Genomic DNA, 21289 nt, shown 5'->3' with positions numbered 1-21289 from the left:
TATTAAAGTCGCCCATTTTTACATAATAGTTCTCCACATTGACGGAATCTAAGATGCCGTCTCGTCCGATGGGTTGTCGCCGATGACGCGTCGGGACGGATTGAATAGGAGATCCAGCGTGGAAATCGGAATACTTGGCGGCGGAATTGCGGGGTTGAGCGTGGCGCTTGCCTTGCGCAAACGGGGATACCGCCCCCGGGTATATGAGCGCCGGGCCGGGCCAGCAACTATGGGGGCTGGCGTGACGCTCTGGCCCAACGCTGGCTTTGTGCTGGAGGAGCTGGGCCTCCTCCAGGACATCGCGGCAGCGGGTGGCCGGCCAGTGGTAGTGCGCCGCCAGGACGCTGCGGGCAATTCGTTGGGGGGCATCGATATCGCGCTGCTGGACCAGACAATGGGATATCCGACTCATACCATTTTGCGAAGGGACTTGCAGGCAGTGCTGCTGAACCATGCGGCACAGGCCGGAATCCCGGTGGAGTTCGGGCATCGGGCGGTGGGAATCGATCTGGAGGCAAATGGCAAAGCGATGGCGCGCTTCGAGAACGGGGTGAGTATCCGTCCAGATCTGCTTATCGGCGCCGATGGCCGTATGGGGTCGGTGGCACGCGATTTCGTTGCAGGGGATAACACGCCGGTTTATCAGGGATTTGTGAACTGGATCGGGGTGGCACAAGGAGAGCGTGCGTTGGTGAGCGATATGGCGATTCAGGATTATTGGGGTTCGGGGAATCGCTTCGGTTGCGTGGCGGTCCGGCCGGAGTTGGTCTACTGGGCAGCGGCGCAGGCGCGGCCATTGTCAGGCGCGACGCCCGCAGCCGATATGCGCAAGGAGATCGAGGATCTGTTCGCGGGATGGCCAGAGCCTATCGCCCGTATCATCCAGGCGACGCCGGCGCACGCCATCCGAATGATTGCCGTACACGACTTGGAGCCGCTGCACACATGGAGCCGAGCCAATGTGCTGCTAGTGGGAGATGCGGCGCACGCGCCGTTGCCGACATCAGGCCAGGGCGCTTGTCAGGCGTTGGAAGACGCTTGGCATCTTGCCAGGTGCCTGGAAGGAACGGACGGCCTTGATGAAGCCTTGCAGCGCTTCGCGGAGATTCGCGGGCCGAAGACAGCCAAGCTGGCCGAGCAGGGTCGAGTCTTCGCTCGCGGTCTGTTTGCCACTGATCCTGAAACCTGCCGCATTCGCAATGAACGCGCCAAGGCGTCCGACCCCTTGCGTGACGTGCAGGCCTTGGCGGCAGGATGGTCACAGGGTTTGCCGATGACGGGCTGCACGGACAGCACGCCGATGGATGGCGCTGACTTAGGCAGTCTGTACCGCCTCTGAAAGACTCTGGCAATCTGGACACTGCATGGCGTCTCCGGCCCCGAGACGCCTCACTGTAAACCGAGCCCCATGACTTTGCCCACCGCGCTGGAGCGCCAAGTCTAGCCTGGCTTACCACCCCGCTACTCTGCTGAAGATCTGTATCTACGGTTATCAGAACCGCCTTCAGTCGAGCCGGCGCCTGGAACGAGAAGCCCAACGCAACGTCGAGCTGATGTGGCTGACCGGGCGTTTGATGCCCGACTTCAAGACCATCGCCAACTTGCGAAAAGACAACAGCCAAGCCATCCGAGGCGTCTGTCGACAGCTTGTTGTGCTGTGTCAGCAGTTGGGATTGTTTGAAGAGAATCCTTGTCACGTTCATGGCAGCTATCAACTACGAGCGGACGTTAGCCCTTCCATTGTCGATAACCCTCTCAATCAGCACGCATCTGCCGTCACACAAGACCCTCTTCTCGCAGCGCTTTCTGAACCGAGGGACGAACTTTAACCCGTTCATACCATGCACGAAGGTAATGCAAATCGTCGAAGTGTATGTCGGCCTTGTAATAGCTGGTCAACCAGTCGGCCTGACCCCAGCCTATTAATGCGAACAGATAGGCGTCAGCCACAGTGAAGGAGTCACCCATGAGATATGGTCGGGTAGTCAATTGTTCGTCAATCCAGGCGAAACGCTTCTCCAACTTTGGCTTGGCAGTGTCTACGTACTTACCCGCGAGTGTTGAGTACAGCAAGGGAATGTACCCCTTGTGTATTTCAGACGTCAGGAAGCTCAACCATTCTTGAAGTCGATATCGATCAAGGGTGCCATGAGTGGGAACAAGTCCAAGCTCCGGCTTCAGGTCACCCAAATACTGCACGATTGCTGGCCCTTCACGCAGGAGAGTGCCGTCGTCCAGCTCGATTGCAGGTACGTAGCCAAAGTTGTTGACCTCAAAGTAATTGGCGCCCAATTCGGTGAGGTGCTTCTTGTGATCGACTTTAATCAGTGTGGCATCTAGACCAAGCTCATTCAGGACGATATGTGGCGAGAGGGAGCAAGACGCGGGGATGTAGTACAGCTTCATTTGCAGACTCCAGAGCATGAGTAAGCGCTGTCAATTCCAATTGAGAGACGGCTTCAGCTCATTCTAGATATCCGGTATAAAATAGGAAGAAGGCACTATTTTGTAGTATAGGTACAAAAAGTATACCTAAACCAATGCAGGACTCTGACCATGAAAGACAACATCTCAGGCTGCTCGGTCGAAGAAGCGATGCGTTTGCTAGGTGGCCGTTGGCGCCTGCTTCTTGCATCCTACCTGCTCGATGGGCCAAAGCGTTTTAATGCGCTTAGGCGGGACATTCCCGCTATTTCGCAACGAATGCTGACCATTGATTTACGCGCCCTTGAGGAAGCTGGACTCGTAAAACGTACAGTATTTCCCACCGTGCCCGTCACGGTTGAATACGAACTCACCGTTGACGGACGGCGGTTAGAGCCTGTTGTTGAGGTAATGAAACAGTTTGGGCTATGGGTCAAGAGTCGCCCGCCCCTTGATAGCGTCTGTCCAGCTCACCTTGCGTCAGTTAGCGGGGTTTCCTCCGATGCCGCAGTAGCTGGCTGATATCACTCGCGCGCTGCGTAGGCAGTCGCGTGAGAACATCCTTTAGATAGCGTACGGGTCATGCCCGTTGAGCCGCGCCAACTGGATCAAGCTCATGATCACCACCGCCCGTTTTCCGCTGTGTAGCGATCCGGCGAAGAGCCAGTTCTTGCGTCCAAGGGCCCATGGTCGGATCTGGCTCTTGTTCGTTGCGTGCAACTCGAAGAACTTGGGGACGAATGCAGGTGTCAGCGCCGTGCTTCTCTGCGCGTGAAACCGAATCCATTAGTGGACGAGGTTTGCGTTGAGGCTGAGCGCGATACTGGCAATCGAAGCGCCGGGCTGGACGCACTCTTGAATGACCAGGGCCTTGAAGGACTGGGAACAGGAGCGGCGTGTTGGCTGCATGAAATACCCATTTGAAAGTAAGCGTACGCCCAACTCGCCTTGCTTTTTTTTGTGGTATCGATCAACGTTCAGCACCCTTCAAGCTCTACAAATAGCTTGGGCAATACTGGGGCAACAACATTTGACGTTAGCAAACACCTAGAGAAGAAAGCATGCACGCCGCCGCCTGGCCCCCATCGATGAACTGAAGTTCGCAGTAGACGCTGCCGCTATGTACTGACACATACGGTTGTGACTCTGCTTCATGCTGCTCCCCAAAGGAGTGGTTGCTTTGCTTCGTCCGTGGTTTTTCGACGCTTTGGCTCGAAGAAATGGAAGTTGGCTGTTTTTCGTCTCAGGTCTTGATATGCAAATTTTTAACGCTTTGATGGCTCGTGCCATCCCTTTTATTCCTCGCGCAATTATCCAAAAAATCTCCCGCCGCTACATTGCTGGTGCCACGCTAGGCGAAGCCCTTGCGCGAGTTCAACAGCTAAATGAACAAGGTTTTTGTGTGACCCTCGACGTGTTGGGCGAGACTGTTTCGACTCCACAACAGGCTGAGAATACGGCGATCGATTACATTGATTTGCTTGAGGCGATTCAAGCCAACGGATTAAAAGCCAATATTTCGATCAAGCCATCCTCGCTTGGATTACTCCTCGACATGCAGCAATGCACACGTCTCGCAGAGCGCATTCTTGAAGCCGCAGAGGGTCATCAAAACTCTGTTTGCATAGATATGGAAGATGTTAACTGCACCCAAAAGGAAATCGATCTGTTCCGCCAGTTGAGAATAGGCCATGACAATGTAGGGCTGGCATTGCAGGCTTATTTGAAACGTACTTATCAGGATATTGAGGCGCTCACACGTGAAACAAACACGTTTCGCATCTGCAAGGGTATCTATGTGGAGGAACGATCGCACCTTGTAAACGGCTCATGGAGTGACCGTACCGCCATCAATACTCATTTTTTGAATCACGTTATGCGCTGCTTTAACACCGGCAGCTTTGTCGGTGTGGCCACGCATGACGCTGCATTGATCGAGCAAGTTATTGCGCTGGCCCGAGACAACGGTATCGATAGCACCCAGTTTGAATTCCAGATGCTGCTAGGTGTTTGCGAACCCTTGCGTGACAAGGTGTTGAAAATGGGATTCAGCGTGCGCATTTACGTACCTTTTGGGATGGACTGGTACGGTTACAGCACGCGCAGACTGAATGAGAACCCTAGTATCGCGGGCCATGTCGCCAAAGCGCTTATCGGCCTCTGACGAGCGAGTAAAACAACAGGGTCGCTGCATTCAGTAAGTGCGATGGGATGCCTCCCTCCAGTGAAAACTGGAGGGAGGCATCGCTTTTCGTGGAGGCTTTTTGTGAGCATCTGCCCATCACGCCAACGTCATTAAACGGGCATCCACTTATGTGGCAAAAGCTCGGTGAACTCACTAGCCCGCTGTGTCGGCAGGCGCGTGAGAGCGCCCTTCAAATAAGCGTACGGGTCATGCCCGTTGAGCCACGCAGACGGGATTAAACTCATGATCGCCGCCGCTACGCTCCGAGCCTGCAAAGAGCCAGCTCTTTCGCCCTGGCGCCCAAGGCCTGATCTGGTTCTGCGCCCAATTATTGCCAATGTGTACGGCCCCGTCATCGAGAGTGCGATAGCGCCGTCCAGCGTTTCAAGCTGTAATCCAGCGCTCTCCTGATAGAGGTCATCTTTCGCCCCATAACTGTCTATCGCGAAGGCGAGGCAAGCATTCCCTTGAGGAATGCATACCATAAAACTAATGAATTTTTATTATAAAACTCTCTGGCGTAACTTAATTCAAGGACACGGAGAAGCGCCTTGAAATCATCCCATCTAAACGCAGCTGAAAAATTTGATACCTCACGGGCCAATGAGTACGGACGACAGAGCCGTATCGCATTAGCTGGGTATGACGCCTGCCATGATCTTGCTGCATGCATGCTGTCGGCAAGCCTCGGCAATGCACGTTCTGCAAAAGTGCTAGTCGTTGGCGCTGGCGGTACGGCTCAGGAAATTATTGCGATGGCCATGTTGGAGCCAACATGGCGCTTCACTGCCGTTGATCCATCCGAGCCGATGCTGGAGGTTGCGGCGCAGCACCTGGGGGCAAACAATTTGCTCGAAAGAACAAGCCTGCATCTTGGGCATGTTGAAGACCTGACAGCGGACGATTCATACGACGCAGCGACCTTGATCGGTGTGCTCCATCATCTCGATGGGGAGGTTGCGAAGCGAAAAATTTTACGATCGATACGGGCTCATCTAAAACCGGGCGCGCCGCTGATTGTGGCTGGCAATCAATATGCTTATGCCAGCCAACCGTTATTGCTGGCCGCTTGGGGGCAAAGGTGGCGACAACATGGCGCCAGCCCGGATGAAGTGAAGACCAAACTAGGAAAAATTCTCCAGGGAGCTGACCCGCCACATTCCGAGGCAGCAGTTCAACAATTGATGCATGACTCAGGATTCGGAGACGCTACTCGTTTCTTCAGCAGTCTGTTCTGGGGAGCTTGGCTAACGCAGAAGCCCCTTTAAAACGGAACCGATAGACTGCTCACGCCCGTTAGCCGGCGGAGCCTCGGACCAACCGCCAACGCAAAAGAGCCGTAAACGCCTCAAAGCTCCTTGAACCGGTGCCGGGGCACGCCAGAGATCGGCAGTCGGATGCTGTAGATATTCCCGGCTGCGGGGAAGTCGGCCTGCTCGGCGGGCGACATGCCGAATTTGGCACTGGTGATGAACAATGTGCGCATGTCGGCCCCGCCGAAGCAGCAACTGGTGGGGCGCGGGACCGGCATCTCAATCGTCCGGGTCAGCTCACCGTGGCGATCGTACCTGAGCAGGCAGCCGCCATTGAACTGGCACACCCAGATGCCCCCTTCCGTGTCCATTGCCAACCCATCCGGGCGGCCGAGGTCTGGCGGTGTATGGGCAAACACCGACACCTGCTCCAGATAGTTGCCGGTAGCCGGATAGCGGGCGCGATAAATCGTGCGGGCCACCGAATCGACAAAAAACAGTTCACTGCCGTCGATTGACCACACCAGGCCGTTGGGCAGGCCGATATTGTCCAGCACTACCGAGGCGTTCAGCCCTGCATCATATCGATACAGTTTGCCGGTGTTTTTGCTGTGAGCTTCGTCCATCAAACCGGTGATGAAGCGTCCTTGAGGGTCGCAAGCGCCGTCATTGAAACGATAGGACGAGGGCGTGATGGCCAATTTCGAGTTGTTGCTCACCTGAAGGCTGGAGCGATTCAGAATGGCGACGCCGGCATTCCGGGTAAAAATCAGGTTACCGGCATTGGTCAATGCCAACGCGCCGATCCTTGATGGGGACTCGTAAAGCCGCGTAAGGTTGGCCTGTTCGTCCAGGACGTTTATCTGCCCACCTGAGATGTCCACGAACAATAGGGAATTACAGGCTTCGTCCCAGACCGGGCTTTCACCCAGATCAGACTGACACGGTGAAAAAAGACGCAGCGCTTCCTGAGCAGGCATATCAACACTCCTTGATGTGGTCCCACAATTGAGCAATCTGCTCGGCGCTGGATGCCTTGACCCGAGCCAGGTCGACGGGATAGTCGACGCCCTTATTCTCGGCAAACCGCGTAGCGGTGAATTGGCCATTGCTGGCCCGCAGAATGTAGCCGGTGTCCTGACACAGTTCCGAGGCCAGAAAGATCACACCGGGAGCCACCCACTGAGGCTTCAGGTTGTCCGGTTCCCCGGTCACACCCCACATTCTGGTTTTGGCGACCGGCGATACCGCGTTGACCAGAATGCCATCTGTCGCGCCTTCCATGCTCAGCGCATTCATGATGCCCAGTTGCGCCATTTTGCCTGCTGCATAAGCCACAAGGCCCGGCTGAGCATATTGCTGATACATCGCCCGATCCGAAGAGGTCAGTACCACGCGCGCAACAGCAGATTGCCTGAGGTATTTCCAGGCATGCTTACACAACCAGATGGGCGTAAAGATATTGATATCGAGCGCGCGTTCAATGAATGACGACTCCGCCTCTTCAATCGATTGATAACCGACCCAACCGGCGTTGTGAATCACGATATCAAGTTGCCCATACGCCTCGATGGCCGTCTCGATCAATTGCCGGCAACCCTGCTCGCTGGCCAAATCGCCGTGATGACCGACGACGCTATACCCCTCGGACTGGAGCGTTCGTGCGGCATCGAGGGCAATGGATGTATCCGCACCATCGCCGATGTTGTCCGCCCCGATATCACTGATCACGACATTCGCGCCCAACCTTGCCAATTCCCGTGCATAGATGAAACCCAGGCCTCGGCCAGCGCCCGTTACAATTGCAGTCTTTCCTGTAAAGTTCATTGATTTTTCCTCTTGATTGCCACCTCACCTTAACAATGAATATGCGGGTTGTTTAATACTAATCAGGACCGAAGTTGATACCCTGCTCATATCAAACTATTGCTTAAATCCCGTGACCTGTTTAGGGAACATATCCCTTGATCAACCACGGAGTTCGATATTGACCAAGTACATGCCGCCCCTCCACGGGTAACACAGATCAGTTCAAATGAAGGAACGGAAGAAATGATCGAAACCCGACTGCTCAGGCAGTTCATCGCAGTGGCTGAAGAATTGCATTTTCACAAAGCCGCGATTCGCCTGCACATGGCCCAGCCCCCCCTGAGTCAGGCCATCAATCGCCTGGAAGGTAAACTGGGTTTCAGCCTGTTCACGCGTAACAAACGCGAGGTGAAACTGACACCCGCAGGCAGTGCCTTTCTGAGCGCCGCCTATAGCACACTCAAGGAACTGGAACTGGGGGTGGAACACGCCCGCCAAGTGTCCGAAGGCATCGCCGGCAAACTCACTGTCACCACGGTGTCCATCGCTTACTACGAGTCGTTGCTCAACACCCTCAGGCAGTTTCGCGAAACCTTTCCCAAGGTCCAGTTAATCATCAAGGAAATGCCCTCCTCCAGCCAGGCCAAAGCGATTTTGTCCGCAGAGGCAGATATCGCCTTCATGCGCAGGCTGCCCATTTCGGCGGAAAACGTCGAATCGCGCTTGTTGCTCGATGAAGAAATAGTAATGGCGCTGCCCACTCATCATCCAAAAGCACAGACCGGGCAAATCGACCTGCGGGATTTCGCCGGCGAAGACTTCGTGTTCACACCCGAAGCCCTGGGCCCCGGCTATCACAGCCAGCTCATTGCCTTGTGCGAAGCCGCTGGCTTTTACCCAAAAGTGGTGCAGGAAAGCGCGCAGATCCATACCTTGATCGGCCTGGTGGCCTGCGGCTTCGGCGTAGCCCTGGTGCCCGAATCCATCGCCAACTCGATCATGCTCGACAAGGTTCTGATTCGCAGAATTTCCCCTGTAACAGAGTCTCCCAACCCTGCCATCGGGCTGTACATGAGCTGGCATACCCACAACGAATCACCGCTGATAGACAGTTTCATTTCCATGCTCGACTTCAGCAGAGGGCCTCAGGTCGAATGTGCTCTGGCCGAACAGGTTCGCTAGAGCGCAAGGTTGTAGTGCTTGCGCCAAGCCCCCGGGAGAACCACTGAATCGGTGGTCGCTATCGGCCAATTTCTGTTTGCTACGACTGACCGGTTTGGGTCGCTCGTAGCCGGTCGCGAGAGACCGGAACCGGCCGAGGCTGTGTAAAAACGTTTTTGAGCGCGACATGCAGTCAAAACCGAACGGGGAATCGCGCGGCTACGCAAAATCTACATATGCTGACGTGCCGATAAATTTCAGATTTAACGTAGACGCGTACACCTCATTTTTGGCGAACCGTTTTTACACACTCGGGGCCAAAAGCAGCCTCTCAAAGGCGTCTACGAAACTAGGGGCGATTCAGTAATTAGCAGACGTTACCTAGCTTGTTCGTTCCTGAGTTGAATATCTGACGCGATGCTCGCTCAGTATCAACGTCGCCATAGCAACCAGTACAGGTACAGAGGCAAGCGCACAGATAACGGTCCAACCGTATTGATTCAATATACCTCCCGATGCAAACGAGCCGAGCACCACGGCGCCAAAGACAATGAAATCATTGAGCGCCTGGACACTGTTTCTTTCGCTTGTTTTATGGCACTGAAGGACGAGCGCAGAGGCGCCGACAAAACCAAAATTCCAACCGATCCCTAGAAGCACCAAACATAGATAAAAGTGAGAGGACTGCATGCCGGCAAGCCCGACAGCAATAGCAGCGCCGGTTAGCATCAACCCCATAAACACAACGCGATTTGCCCCAAAACGGCGGATCAGATTTCCAGTGAAAAAACTGGGTGCGTACATTGCAATTATATGCCACTGCAATGCCAGATTCGATGATTCCTGTGAAAGACCCTCATTCTTCATTGCTAGTGGGGCCGACGTCATCAGGAAGTTCATCAAAGTGTAAATTACGACACCAAAGAGCATGGCCTTGATGAGTCGAGGCTGCCGAACAATCACCGCAAGCGGACGACCTGAAGTACGAACAGCCGCCTCATGGCGTGGAAAATCGACACCTAGCAGCACCGCCGCCGAAACCACCGCCATTAATGCGGCTGCAACATAAGTAACGACAAACAGGTGGGACTCCCATAGGTCCATCGTATAGGTGACCGTCTGTGGACCAAGTACACCTGCTACTAGCCCGGCAGCCATGACGATTGAAAGCGCCCAGGGTTGCCTGTTTTCTGGAACGCATTCTGCGGCGGCGAAACGAAACGTCAGCACCACTGCGGCATAAGCGCCACCAAACAGCATCGCAGCACAGAAAATGAAGAAGGAAGACAAATAAATGCCAATCGCAGCCAGCACTCCCATCAGGATGCCGCACAACGCTCCCAGCATAAATACGAGACTGCGCCCATGGCGCTGCGCAATGGCTCCGGCAGGTAGCGTGCAACTCGCCATGCCCACGACAAAAATGGAGATAGGCAGCGTCGCCAATGCTTTATCCGGTGCAAGCATGTCCCCCACGATAGCGCCGGTTGCGTAGACGATGACTGAGTTACCGCCCGCCAATGCCTGGGCGGTTGCCAGTCGAAAAATGTTGCTGTTTCCAGATGTGGCTGACACGACTTCTCTCCCTTGAATTATTTGTCCCTGAATACAGGTGCAGCGTGCCGATCATCAATGAAAACTAACGGCCGCGCCGCCCCTGACGATATTCAAGCGCCGGCACCGGCTTGCGTCATTTCTTGTGATAGTTAATGCTGTATTTTAAAAACCTTGTAACAGTTTCGTCCAGAAGCTTTTGCCTCATACATTGCCTTGTCAGCCGCTTCAATTAACATCAACTCATTCCTTATCAACTCCCCCCCCTCCATACAGGCCACGCCGATACTTACAGTAACCCTGCCAAGCGGGCTCCGGACATGGGCAACACCCAATCTGTGCACTGCATCAAGGGCATTTTTAGCTATTGAAATAGCGCCGAGAATGTCTGTATCAGGCAAAATAATTGCTATCTCTTCACCTCCATATCGCGCAACAAAATCAAGCTCTCTAGTTGAACATCGCTTAAGCACCAGGCTAATTTTTTTCAAACATTCATCACCAAGCAGGTGACCATAAAAGTCATTAAAGCGTTTAAAATAATCAACATCTATAATTAGTAGAGAGAGTGAACATCCATCTCGACATGCACGCAGAGAAGCCTTTGAAAGAGCCTCATCAAAAGACCTACGATTAAACAACCCTGTCAAATGATCGATAGAAACAAGCTCTTCCAACTCATTATTCACCTTGAGTAACTCCTCACGCGCATCAATCAGGTCGCTTTCCACCTCATCCCTATTCTTTACATTTACAATCAACACAACATTTATTAGCCCAACAAACAGCATCAATATCAGTACAGCGCTTGCTATGCGCTCAGCGTCTAAACGCCAAGATGCAAGAGACTCTTCCACACCAACAGCAACCGTCACCACCAAAGGAAGGTTTCTATTTTTACGGAATGCATAAATACGCTCTACTCCATCAACACTTGAAACCAAACGTGTTGAGGCAACCATGCTATCAACAAGATACCCAAGGTGAATTATGGACTCCGAGAAGCTCCAGCCTACACTCTGCTCATAGAGCGGATAGCGAACTAACGTTCTGCCGTCACCATTAGTCAGCACAACAACACCATCACTGCCCAGATCAACAGCTCCAAAAACACCCAAAAAATCCTCGACTGCTAACGTAATTACAACCACACCCGCAAAACGTCCATCCTTATCATTAAATCGTTTACTTACTGTAACCACCCATTGAAATGCAGTGAGCCGCTCAGCAGGAGGGCCAATAAATATATTCTCTGTACGATTATTTAGATGGTATGAAAAAAATTCCCGATCACTGCTATTTACCTCCTTGAGCATTGACCCAGCTGAGGACATAACCCAGCCCCCTTTCTCATCATAAATAGTCACACTACTACTGGGTGCCATTAGATGCTGTCGATTATCCACCAGATCCCGCAAGCGAATTATTTTTTGAAACTCAATTCCATCTTTTTCCAGGTGATCCACCAAATCATAAAGCAACAAAGAACTTTTGTTAATAACACTTTCTGCGTAGCTATCAAGCGCCTTAGCCAAATTCAGAGCGCGAAGCTCAGCGTCATTTAAAACCCGACCACGAGATAACCAAACACTCCAAATCGACAACATAGCCAAAGAAAGGCAAGCAACAAACAACAGGAAGACAACCACGTTAGTTTCGCGCTTACGACTTGCCTTTTTAAAAAATACATGTGCCGCCATCCTTACAGCCCCCACACTACATGACGGTTTTTCTCAACCCATTTGTATAATGCTAGCTTTTGACTGTCCTAAACCGCAACACCAACAAAAAGCCGAGTTTAATTAATTGCATAGCGAACGATAGCAGGCCAAATGTAACTCCCAGTGTTAGTGAATAACAGGACGATATCTCCACCCTCATACACCGAAAAAATCAGCCTTTAGACCGTCCAACAAATCTTACTAAAAAAACTCTAAATGCGTAGACGACAAATGCGACGAACTCTGCATACCTGATGCCGACTGAGCAATGATCCCCCCGCCAGGACCTTGCACTAGTACATCGGACAATGGACAGCGACTCTCAATTAAATCGACAAGCGTGTATTTTGAAGTAAGCCCCAAAAGAACACCTATATTCGGTAAACCCGGATCAGCTTCTAGCAATATAAGTCGTCTCCCGAGCTCCGGCAGCGCCAGGGAGAGATTTATGGCTACAGCTGTCTTTCCCACCCTGCCTTTGCCGTTGGCTACTGCGACAACTTGTACTAAATTCCCATGTTCCATATTCCTGCTCCCTACCGCTCGCGACTTGAGATCATCCCCGCAGACCTGGAGACAATCTACTACGTTAGCGGACACACCTAAGTTATTCCGTTAGCTCTTGAGGAACTAGAAATCCATTCAAGACAAATAGCCACCGATCCTAATTGACAAGTAAATCAGAGAAAAGTCCCCAAAAAAAATAAAAAAATACCAACCTTAAACTTGCCAACCTAATGGCGCCAACAACCAGTCAAACAAACGTTTCAAAGAAGTAATTACTGTATAAAAAAAGGACACATCGTGCGTACCAACAAGCCAAACATATGACGCCAATAATTGGTCGCTCTAAAGACTCTTAAGAGCACACCTCTAAAATCGATCAAAAAAATAACTGCCCCCATCATTGTCAACTCCAACGCTCCGCCTCTGAATACGCAAATATGTCGACTTCTAGTTTTACCCTCCCGCCGGAACGTCGATACTAAAAACAAGACGCGCTCTGATAAATTCAATACCGCGGCCCGGCGCGCCGTTTTATGAAATATTTGCGGGCCAGCGCCATCGACTTAGCCCGGCTGAAGAAACTTTCGACACTCATCAGGTTTACTTAGCCGCAGAAATAACCGAGGGCTTTGGCGACGCTCTAGAAGCGTTCAGTGTGTTGAGTCAGGCTGACAGGTTCAGGATTTATCAGATGATAGACAACAGTGACTCAAGCCCGAACCATGGTGCTAATGCTGTGATCTGTAATATTCTTCTCAACGACGCGATGAATTACCCAGTTCAGTAGGGCATCGAGGAAAAACATCATGTACATCAAGATGTATGCTCCCGCATACAGAAACGTTCCACCTCTTCTCCTGCATCGTGCGACCAGACACAATCGCCCTATCGCAGTAGTAAAAAATTGACACGTGGCGGCTAATCTCTGTACCAGGTTCGCCAGGCATAAAGAAATGGAGGCAAAAATAGAAGCCCTAGAATCGCGAAACTCCGGGGTTTGGCTTTTCTGTCATGTCCTCAAACACTCAATCAGTGCTATTAGAAATCCAAGCCAAACAATTCCAAGCACACCCAATAGTAGGCAGTTGTACCCTGCACACAAGATAGACAGCTTCATCAACTACAAAGTTAGCCCCCCATGCTTCAGAGTCAATACGAGAGCCCTCAAATTATCGGGCGATACTTGTATAAGGCCTTTCCCTGGAACATCAATTTCCGCAATCATAAATAATGCCAGCGCAGTAAAAACCGGCATAATACAAACCAGCGTATTACCCCTCGAACTTCCTCTGGCATTGTAACCAATTAAAAAATTAGAACACGCAGCACATAAAACCAACAACACCCACGCCACCCCGGGTATTTGACGCCGCCAACTAGACATCGTCTTTTGTTGTGATACATACAGCTCACCACTTGCATTAAGAACGCTTAGAATTACCGAGCCCGACTTCTCTTTTGCGATCTTGCTGATTAAAGCCCACATATGTGATTGCGCGTTAATTGATTCCATTCGGATAGCCGCTCTTTTGCTGTCATCGTTCGTCTCAAAAAACGAAATACGCAGCGCCAAATAGTCCTGCAACATTATCTCAGCTTTTTGTTGCTGGGACTCACTAAGCAACGTCGTACGCTGGAATGCATTCCCGATTGCAATCGCTTCATTTTCTTCTGCAACCACGCGAGTATTTAGCCCGCTAATTGCAAACGAAAGAATAAACCCTATAAGTAAACCAAGCATAGACAACGTACCACCCAGCACTACTTTTAACTCATCATCAAAATCAACATTACGACCAGTTTTAGCCCCCCATGTGATTTTCCCTGCAAAAGCTGCCAAACACAGACCCAGCAGCAGAGAGATCAACAGGCACCAAGAGTAGACATCAATAGAATTTAAGATAGAAAGCATATGTCACTTTTGATTGTGATTTTGATTTAAACCCTTATAGCACGACTACAACTGCACCAGCATGCTTTGTACATCATAGATGATACTGGAACAGCTATCACTACTGCCCCCCTCAAACCGAACGAACGGCTTTAAAACTATAGCTCAAGAGGAGGTTCTTGCTCATGGAGATGAAGTTGTATTAACGAGAAGAGAGTGGCATCTCATGCGAGACCAACGGCGGCGAGATTTATGGCAAGGCTCGTGAATCCCAGGCCCTCCTCCGCAAAGCATGGACGGCTACCTAAGTGACGTAGCCGTCCAACGCCCTCCGTTACTGGCCTTTTTGTGAGTTCACAACATCCTGCAGCGCTTTGTTGGTCAGACTGATGCATTTCTGCGTATCACCTTCAGCCTGTGCTTTTTGTGCCTCAACTCTCGCGTCGTGGATCTGTCCAAGCAGTGGCTGCCCCAGAGTGCTGGCCGTGGCCTTGTAGTCGGACAGCTTCTGCAGATTTATGGTGCACATATCATCAGCAGCAAAAATTGGAGTCACGACAAAACCTGCTAAGAAAAACAAAACTGAACGTTTCATAAGACACTCTCTTATTAGGGGGAAGATTCACTATAGCCGCGTATGAACGTATCTGTGATGCCAACCGTAAGGCCGAGTATCAACCACTACATTTTACGGCCCATACCTTCAGAGCCCGGGCATTTCCAGCCGCACACCTGCAGTCGAGCGGTTGAACACCGCTAAACGCGCCTTGGCAGCCTGTTCGGCGGTGGTCAATCTGAACACCAATTCTGGCCAGAGTGTGTAAAAACGCGTCGCCAAAATTGAAGCGGGCGCTTCTACGTTAAATCTGGAATTTATCGGCACATCTGCAGATGTGGATTTCCCGTAGAAGCGCGACTTCCAGCCTGGTTTTGAGTGCCTGGCGCACTGAAAAACGTTTTTACACCGCCTGAGCCATAAGCAGACGTTCGTGCAAGGTTGCAGCCGGTCAAGACAGCCAAACACCACCCGATGCGGGGGGTGCAAATACAATCTGTGGAGCCGAATAACTATGATTCGTCAGCTCGAGCCGCTACTTGGTTAACTCGTAACTATCTTGAATGAGTTCGTGTATGTGTTCGGTTGCGACAGTGCCGTCCAAAACCACGCTTATCCAGTGCTCTTTGTTCATGTGGTAACCCGGAAGAATACCCTCCATTTGACGAAGTGAACCCACTTTGCCCGGATGGCATTTCACATCCAAAATATCAAGCTCCCCCTCGCCTGCAAGACCTAGCTTTTCCTTGGGTACGTTCATCACTATTCCAAACCATTTCTCAGACCCCGCGTGCCTTAGGACGGCATATTTGGGGAATTTAGCCCAAGGGTAATCTGGCTGAATATCGAACTCTTTCGCAACATAGCTCAATACGGCTTTTCTAGATGACATGGGGCTCTCCTTGCTCATTGATTATTTGGTGGCTGAGGAGCCATCTGGCATTCGGCAGTGTGGCAAGCTCGGCTGGAAAGAATTCCTCTCAGAGGCTGATGCCTTAACCGTGAGATTACAATCGCGGCAGCAAAATACCGGAATTGTTCCTGACGCTGTACGACGCTCCCGACAACGTTCAATTTCTTGCCCTGCTCGGCTATACGTCGCACACCCTGCTCCAGCGCCTGCGCACTTATATGCCCAGAGTAATACCCAAGGTGTAGCTCATCCGAACCTAGCACAAATAGCGCGTCCTTTAGCTCCGAGGCCTGCACGGCGATAGGTGCCTCGCTGGAATCGAAACTCACCATTTCGCGTGACTGGATTACTCCACAGCTCGCCCTTGGCGAGTGCGAGCCATTCCTAACCGCCTGGCTATCCCACCTTGCGTTCACGAGATGTCGTAGTCCGCTTTGGCATGTCGAAGGGAGTAACATATGCTCTGGAATGGATCGTGTGGTCATGAGTCGTTAAGGAGTTGTTCCCGTTGAAATCCGTTTTAACTGAACTAGACACAAAATATTCAGGCGCGGCAGACCCTGCCCTCGGCCATATTCCGAGCGAATTGATAGCTGCTATCCAGGATGTGTACAAGCCGGCGGGAATGCAATTGACGGATCTGCCTCTACGCGAGGCTGAGAGTGCCGAGTATGGTGCCTCCCGCTTTGGCCTGGACGGACACACCATTGTCTTCCGCGTGGCTAAAACAACGCCGACGAAGATTGGACAGTTCGTCACAATATGGAAGCGCCCGAGCTCAGGCAGCACCATTGCGCCTCTCGATGTCGATGACGGTGTAGCTTTTGTTGTTGTGAGTGTGTCCGATGCAACTCATCGCGGACAGTTTGTTTTCGACCATACGATACTGGCAGCAAAGGGCATCATGGCGATTAACGGTAAAGGCGGTAAGCGCGCCATCCGCGTTTATCCACCTTGGGTCAAACCAGTCGCCAAAGAGGCCGTCAGGACACAACAATGGCAACTACGATACTTCCTTTCTCTTGAACAAAGCGCAAGCGCCGATTCCGTGCAGGTGCGTCGGCTATTTGAAGTTTAAGACCCTTATCCGTCACTCATGAGGTTCTGGGTAAGGTCGATGTTGTCCAGTATTTTTAAGTGGACAACATCGACCTTATCGCTGGGATCAGCGCCAACCATACCTCGATGACTCACTCGGCAAAGGCGTCCAGGGACATGACAGCCTTGATGACGGCGCACGAGTCGCGGCCCCATTGCTTGGCGTCGATCAGAGCTTGGCCGATGCACCCATCCAGCCCCCCTTAGGGAAACTCTGAAAAAGACTTCCAAGTCTGGTGAAATACGCCTGTCCCACGAACTGAACGGTTGAGCCCCGATGAAGCAAATGTCTTTCGCTGATGCCGAGTACGCAGGCAAACGTAAGCAGACCCGCCGTGAGCGTTTCCTGATTGAGATGGATCAGGTCGTGCCCTGGAAAGGCCTGATTACGTTGATCGAGCCGCATTATCCGAAGGGTGAAGGCGGTCGTCCGGCGTATCCGTTGATGGCCATACTGCGGGTTCATCTGATGCAAAACTGGTTCGGCTACAGCGACCCGGCGATGGAAGAGTCCCTCTACGAAACCACGATTCTGCGCCAGTTTGCCGGGCTGCATTTGGATCGGATTCCGGATGAAACCACTATCCTCAACTTCCGCCGGCTGTTGGAAAAACATGAGCTGGCCGGTGGGATTTTGCAGGTCATCAACGGCTATTTGGGCGACCGAGGTTTGCTGCTACGTCAAGGAACTGTGGTCGATGCGACGATCATTCATGCGCCCAGTTCGACCAAGAACAAGGACGGTAAACGCGACCCCGAAATGCACCAGACAAAGAAAGGAAATCAGTACTATTTCGGGATGAAATCGCACATCGGTGTCGATGCTGAATCCGGTCTGGTGCATAGCGTAGTGGGTACGGCGGCGAATGTGGCGGACGTGACTCAGGTCGATCAGTTGCTGCATGGCGAGGAAATTTACGTCTCTGGCGATGCCGGTTACACCGGCGTGGAGAAGCGTGCGGAGCATCAACATCGCCAGATGATCTGGTCGATCGCAGCGCGACCCAGCAGCTATAAGAAGCATGCAAAAAAGAGCCTGATCGGTCGCATGCGCCGCAAAATCGAATACGCGAAAGCCCAAGTCCGGGCCAAGGTTGAGCATCCCTTCCGGGTAATAAAGCGCCAGTTTGGTTATACGAAAGTCCGCTTCCGAGGCTTGGTGAAAAACACCGCGCAGCAGACCACACTGTTTGCCTTATCGAACCTTTGGATGATGCGAAAACGACTATTGAATGCAGGCGAGGTGCGCCTGTGATGTGGACAATGAGCCCTGAAAAGGTGCTCTTCCGCAAAAAATAGTGAACTGACAGGAGGAAAGGTCTGTTTTTCGATTAAGTCGGTGTTTTTTGCACCTCAGACAGCGAGACCGTTAAAAACGGCTGCTTACTTCAGACCTTCCTTAGAGATGATGTATTTACCGGACGCCAAAACTGTTGCTGATGCTTGTTCTTAGCGGTGTTGAACAGTTTGCCCTGTATGCAGTCAAACAGGCGCTGGGACTGTGAGCCCTATAAGACTTCAATGGGCCTAATCATGCGCACCTAGCACTCAAAGCTGTTTCTGCTCCTCGAGAAAAACTTTCCAAAGGATAGATAAAAATGAGAAAAATCATTTCTGTGGTCGTTGTAGCGACTTCATTTGCTACTGGTGCGGCATTCGCTCAAGTACCCGCGAAACCTGATGTGAATCCAGTTACAAACGGCGCGGTCAATATGGCATCTACACCTACTACCACCACAGCAAAAACTGCGGTGACCAGCGACGCTGGAGCATTGAAAGAATGCTACGACGCCATTGGCGATGATCAGCCACGGACAGCGTTGCAGCCTTGCCTTGAGCGTAAGACTCGCGAAGTCACGTCACAAATGAATATCGCCTACAAAAAACTGGAAGCCCAGACAAAGGAAATCGATTCAAGTGCGACGCCCAAAGCCCTTGCCTCGCTACTCGCCTCTCAGAGAACTTTCGAGAAGTTCAAGGATGCTCAGTGTCAATGGGAAGCCGACTCGGCGATGGGGGGCACGGGCGCTGGAGATTTTTTAAGGTCCTGCGAAGTCGATTTGATGCGCTTTAGAACTAAGCAACTTTCCGATTAAATTTATTCACATAGACAACCGGCTATCCCACTAACGAGAACCAGTTCGCCATTGAAGCAGCTATCGTAGAGCTATCGAGCAGGGTTGAGGCGCGCGGTTAGGCCGACGTCGCCAATAACGTGCACGGCGCCCCGGACACCATCGACAAGAACGAAGAGGTCATCAAAATGACGCTCGCTGCTCCGATGGCACCGGAGTGCTGGCTAGAGCTCATCCCCTGGTCCTCAATGGCAAAAATAAGGTTCTTCACGGATTACCGGGAAAGACGGCAATGGGTCGCCGCAATCGGCCATAAGCAGTCTCTCAAAGGTGTCAACGAAACCAGGGGCGATTCAGTAGCACCCCGATGATCTGAGAAACTCCGTGCTATTGATTTAAAAGGATCTGCGGGAGTCGATATGTTGCTGCGATACTTTATGTTTCGAGGACTTCCCGCAATTGATGCTCAACTCGGTTGCGCCCCATTTTTTTTGCGCGATACAGAAGGCTGTCGGCCTTTTCCAGCAAATCAGTCGCCTCAATTATGCCATTCTGGTGGTTGGAAGCGACACCTGCGCTGATGGTCACAATACCTGCCGTACTGCCCCTGTGTTCAATTTTTGCGGTCTCTATTGCTGACCGCATTTCCTCAGCGATCTTTATTGCTCCTGCTAAGTCCGTCTCAGGAAGCAGGATTACAAACTCTTCCCCACCATACCGGGCAGCCAGGTCGGTTGGGCGATTTATATTTTTGCCTATTAACTGTGCAACTTGCCTTAGACATTCGTCACCGAGAACATGGCCATAATGGTCGTTGTACTGCTTAAACCAATCTATATCGATAAGTATGAGCGCTATACTACTTTCAGTGCGGCATGTTCTCGACCACTCTTGTGCCAGTGTAGCGTCGAAATACCTACGGTTAGGCAACCCCGTAAGGCTGTCTGTTTTAGCAATATGCTCTAAATCGTGTTGCGCAAGACGCAATTCTTCTTCTGCAACCAACAAGCGTTGAATTTGTCGGTAAAAAAGAAAGCCCAAACTGGTCAGCACAATAATTACAAGCACCACCATAATCGATGCTTGATAGACGTACGTCCACCATGTTGCAAATACTGAATCTAACGATAATCCTGCTGCAGCGACTATCGGGAGGCCCTGTATGCGGCTGTAGGCATAGACTCGCTCTATCCCATCCACGATGGACGTCAGGCTTGCTATGCCGTCGTCGCTGCTTACTAAATATCGACTAAACAGCTCTCCCTTTGCGATATTAGTCGTCATTAGCCCGTCAATCATTGGTCGGCGGGCCAGCAAATCGCCGTTATTGAGTGCAAGCAGTATCACCCCTTGCTTGTCTAGGTCTAAACGCTCAAAGAAATGTTGAAAATACGCGACAGGCAACGTCGCCAAAACCACGCCGCTGAAACTACCATCTGGGTATTGAGTGCGGCGGCTGACAGGGATGATCATTTCGCCGGTGGTGCGACTCAAAATGACCTGGCCTATATGGATGGCAGAGTCAGGGTGGTTCTTGTGGTAGATAAAATAAGAACGATCACTATTATTCTTTGCGACCGTCTCTTCGGAGAACGAATTGACTATCCAGTCGCCATTCTTGTTATAAATGAACAACCCTTGAATTCCGTCGGTTGCCTCAACATTGCTAGCCATTATTTTGAATAAACGAGTTCTCTGTTTGGCGTCAAGATTGTCATTTTCCACGCGCTCTGCAAGGTTGCTTAGAATGCTTCCAGCCTGCCGTAAGGTATCTTGAGCCTGCTGCTCGGAAGCCCGAACAATGTTGCTGACAGCAATTTGGGCATTCATCAATCGTTCGTCCGCCGATTGCTTTAACTGCCAAGCAATTGCGGAGACTAGCGTGACACAGACCAAGAAGATGAAAGCTATCAGGCCCACAGAGAGGGCTTTAGGTGTTAATCGACCAGACACGAGCATTATCGTTTTCATTGAACTCATCATAGCGTGGGTGTGCGGAGCCTTCCTGTGAATTTTCTATAATTAATAATATCCAGATTGAGCGTAGTCACAGCGATCAGATTACCGGGTCAATATGGGCTTAATAATCTCAACGCTCACGCTATGAATCTACGCGAGATCAACGTTATGTAACCGCTTCAC

At 51.5% G+C, this 21289-nt stretch carries 17 protein-coding genes and 4 pseudogenes; 9 read left to right on the top strand and 12 right to left on the bottom strand.

Features of this window, described 5'->3' with window-relative positions:
- Nucleotides 1-82: 82 nt before the first annotated feature.
- The gene (locus U5A05_RS10285; RefSeq protein WP_321836271.1) at nt 83-1339 is read left to right on the top strand and encodes an FAD-dependent monooxygenase; all 1257 of its coding nucleotides are present in this window, start codon (nt 83-85) and stop codon (nt 1337-1339) included.
- Nucleotides 1340-1448: 109 nt separating this feature from the next.
- Nucleotides 1449-1709: pseudogene (locus U5A05_RS10280) on the top strand (transposase); the annotation flags it as partial.
- A gap of 67 nt (nt 1710-1776) precedes the next feature.
- Here the strand turns inward: U5A05_RS10280 and gstA are convergent.
- Nucleotides 1777-2406, bottom strand: a complete 630-nt coding sequence (gene gstA / locus U5A05_RS10275; RefSeq protein WP_321836270.1) for a glutathione transferase GstA — start codon at nt 2404-2406, stop codon at nt 1777-1779.
- A 150-nt stretch (nt 2407-2556) separates the two neighbouring features.
- On the opposite strand from gstA, the gene U5A05_RS10270 reads away from it, so the two are divergent.
- Complete coding sequence (locus tag U5A05_RS10270) at nt 2557-2946, top strand: winged helix-turn-helix transcriptional regulator (RefSeq protein WP_261741982.1); 390 nt, start codon at nt 2557-2559, stop codon at nt 2944-2946.
- On the opposite strand, the pseudogene U5A05_RS10265 reads toward U5A05_RS10270, so the two are convergent.
- A pseudogene (locus tag U5A05_RS10265) lies at nt 2909-3129 on the bottom strand (transposase domain-containing protein); the annotation flags it as partial. The gene U5A05_RS10270 and the pseudogene U5A05_RS10265 overlap by 38 nt on opposite strands.
- A 448-nt stretch (nt 3130-3577) precedes the next feature.
- Here U5A05_RS10265 and U5A05_RS10260 point away from each other — a divergent pair.
- Complete coding sequence (locus U5A05_RS10260; RefSeq protein ID WP_321836269.1) at nt 3578-4588, top strand: proline dehydrogenase family protein; 1011 nt, start codon at nt 3578-3580, stop codon at nt 4586-4588.
- A gap of 131 nt (nt 4589-4719) precedes the next feature.
- On the opposite strand, the pseudogene U5A05_RS10255 reads toward U5A05_RS10260, so the two are convergent.
- A pseudogene (locus tag U5A05_RS10255) lies at nt 4720-5015 on the bottom strand (IS66 family transposase); the annotation flags it as partial.
- A 145-nt stretch (nt 5016-5160) separates the two neighbouring features.
- On the opposite strand from U5A05_RS10255, the gene U5A05_RS10250 reads away from it, so the two are divergent.
- Entirely contained in the window at nt 5161-5877 is a 717-nt protein-coding gene (locus U5A05_RS10250) for a class I SAM-dependent methyltransferase (protein WP_321836268.1), read from the top strand.
- 80 nt (nt 5878-5957) lie between these two features.
- Here U5A05_RS10250 and U5A05_RS10245 read toward each other — a convergent pair whose 3' ends face one another.
- Together U5A05_RS10245 and U5A05_RS10240 are read right to left on the bottom strand one after the other, a co-directional pair.
- Nucleotides 5958-6842 (bottom strand): SMP-30/gluconolactonase/LRE family protein, encoded by an 885-nt coding sequence (locus tag U5A05_RS10245; protein ID WP_321836267.1) that lies wholly within the window; start codon nt 6840-6842, stop codon nt 5958-5960.
- Nucleotide 6843: 1 nt separating this feature from the next.
- Complete coding sequence (locus U5A05_RS10240) at nt 6844-7689, bottom strand: SDR family NAD(P)-dependent oxidoreductase (RefSeq protein WP_321836266.1); 846 nt, start codon at nt 7687-7689, stop codon at nt 6844-6846.
- A gap of 225 nt (nt 7690-7914) precedes the next feature.
- On the opposite strand from U5A05_RS10240, the gene U5A05_RS10235 reads away from it, so the two are divergent.
- Nucleotides 7915-8853: a LysR family transcriptional regulator gene (locus tag U5A05_RS10235; RefSeq protein WP_321836265.1), complete on the top strand. Its 939-nt coding sequence runs from the start codon at nt 7915-7917 to the stop codon at nt 8851-8853.
- Nucleotides 8854-9213: 360 nt separating this feature from the next.
- Here U5A05_RS10235 and U5A05_RS10230 read toward each other — a convergent pair whose 3' ends face one another.
- The 6 genes and pseudogenes from U5A05_RS10230 to U5A05_RS10205 all read right to left on the bottom strand — a co-directional run bounded on the left by U5A05_RS10230 (nt 9214) and on the right by U5A05_RS10205 (nt 15953).
- Nucleotides 9214-10407 (bottom strand): MFS transporter, encoded by a 1194-nt coding sequence (locus tag U5A05_RS10230; protein WP_321836264.1) that lies wholly within the window; start codon nt 10405-10407, stop codon nt 9214-9216.
- 131 nt (nt 10408-10538) lie between these two features.
- Nucleotides 10539-12086, bottom strand: coding sequence for a sensor domain-containing diguanylate cyclase (locus U5A05_RS10225; RefSeq protein WP_321836263.1), 1548 nt, complete (start codon nt 12084-12086; stop codon nt 10539-10541).
- Nucleotides 12087-12332: 246 nt separating this feature from the next.
- Nucleotides 12333-12632 (bottom strand): annotated as a pseudogene (locus U5A05_RS10220) (P-loop NTPase); the annotation flags it as partial.
- A gap of 1102 nt (nt 12633-13734) precedes the next feature.
- Nucleotides 13735-14526 (bottom strand): bestrophin-like domain, encoded by a 792-nt coding sequence (locus U5A05_RS10215; protein ID WP_321836262.1) that lies wholly within the window; start codon nt 14524-14526, stop codon nt 13735-13737.
- 313 nt (nt 14527-14839) lie between these two features.
- On the bottom strand, nt 14840-15100 hold the full coding sequence (locus U5A05_RS10210; protein WP_261741973.1) for a hypothetical protein: 261 nt from the start codon (nt 15098-15100) through the stop codon (nt 14840-14842).
- Nucleotides 15101-15596: 496 nt separating this feature from the next.
- Nucleotides 15597-15953: an MmcQ/YjbR family DNA-binding protein gene (locus U5A05_RS10205; RefSeq protein WP_261741972.1), complete on the bottom strand. Its 357-nt coding sequence runs from the start codon at nt 15951-15953 to the stop codon at nt 15597-15599.
- Between the two features lie 529 nt (nt 15954-16482).
- Between U5A05_RS10205 and U5A05_RS10200 the strand changes: the two genes are divergently transcribed.
- The 3 genes from U5A05_RS10200 (at nt 16483) to U5A05_RS10190 (ending at nt 19168) form a co-directional block, all read left to right on the top strand.
- Nucleotides 16483-17052, top strand: coding sequence for a MepB family protein (locus U5A05_RS10200; RefSeq protein WP_261741971.1), 570 nt, complete (start codon nt 16483-16485; stop codon nt 17050-17052).
- Nucleotides 17053-17349: 297 nt separating this feature from the next.
- Entirely contained in the window at nt 17350-18327 is a 978-nt protein-coding gene (locus tag U5A05_RS10195) for an IS5 family transposase (protein WP_106117532.1), read from the top strand.
- A 343-nt stretch (nt 18328-18670) separates the two neighbouring features.
- The gene (locus U5A05_RS10190; protein WP_321836261.1) at nt 18671-19168 is read left to right on the top strand and encodes a lysozyme inhibitor LprI family protein; all 498 of its coding nucleotides are present in this window, start codon (nt 18671-18673) and stop codon (nt 19166-19168) included.
- Between the two features lie 414 nt (nt 19169-19582).
- On the opposite strand, the gene U5A05_RS10185 is transcribed toward U5A05_RS10190, so the two are convergent.
- The gene (locus U5A05_RS10185; protein WP_261741969.1) at nt 19583-21106 is read right to left on the bottom strand and encodes a sensor domain-containing diguanylate cyclase; all 1524 of its coding nucleotides are present in this window, start codon (nt 21104-21106) and stop codon (nt 19583-19585) included.
- Nucleotides 21107-21289 lie beyond the last annotated feature (183 nt).

The organism is Pseudomonas kulmbachensis, from assembly GCF_963681935.1.
Taxonomy (GTDB): domain Bacteria; phylum Pseudomonadota; class Gammaproteobacteria; order Pseudomonadales; family Pseudomonadaceae; genus Aquipseudomonas; species Aquipseudomonas kulmbachensis.
The sequence above is the reverse complement of the archived record's forward strand: the minus strand, read 5'-3'. Positions and strand labels throughout refer to the sequence as shown.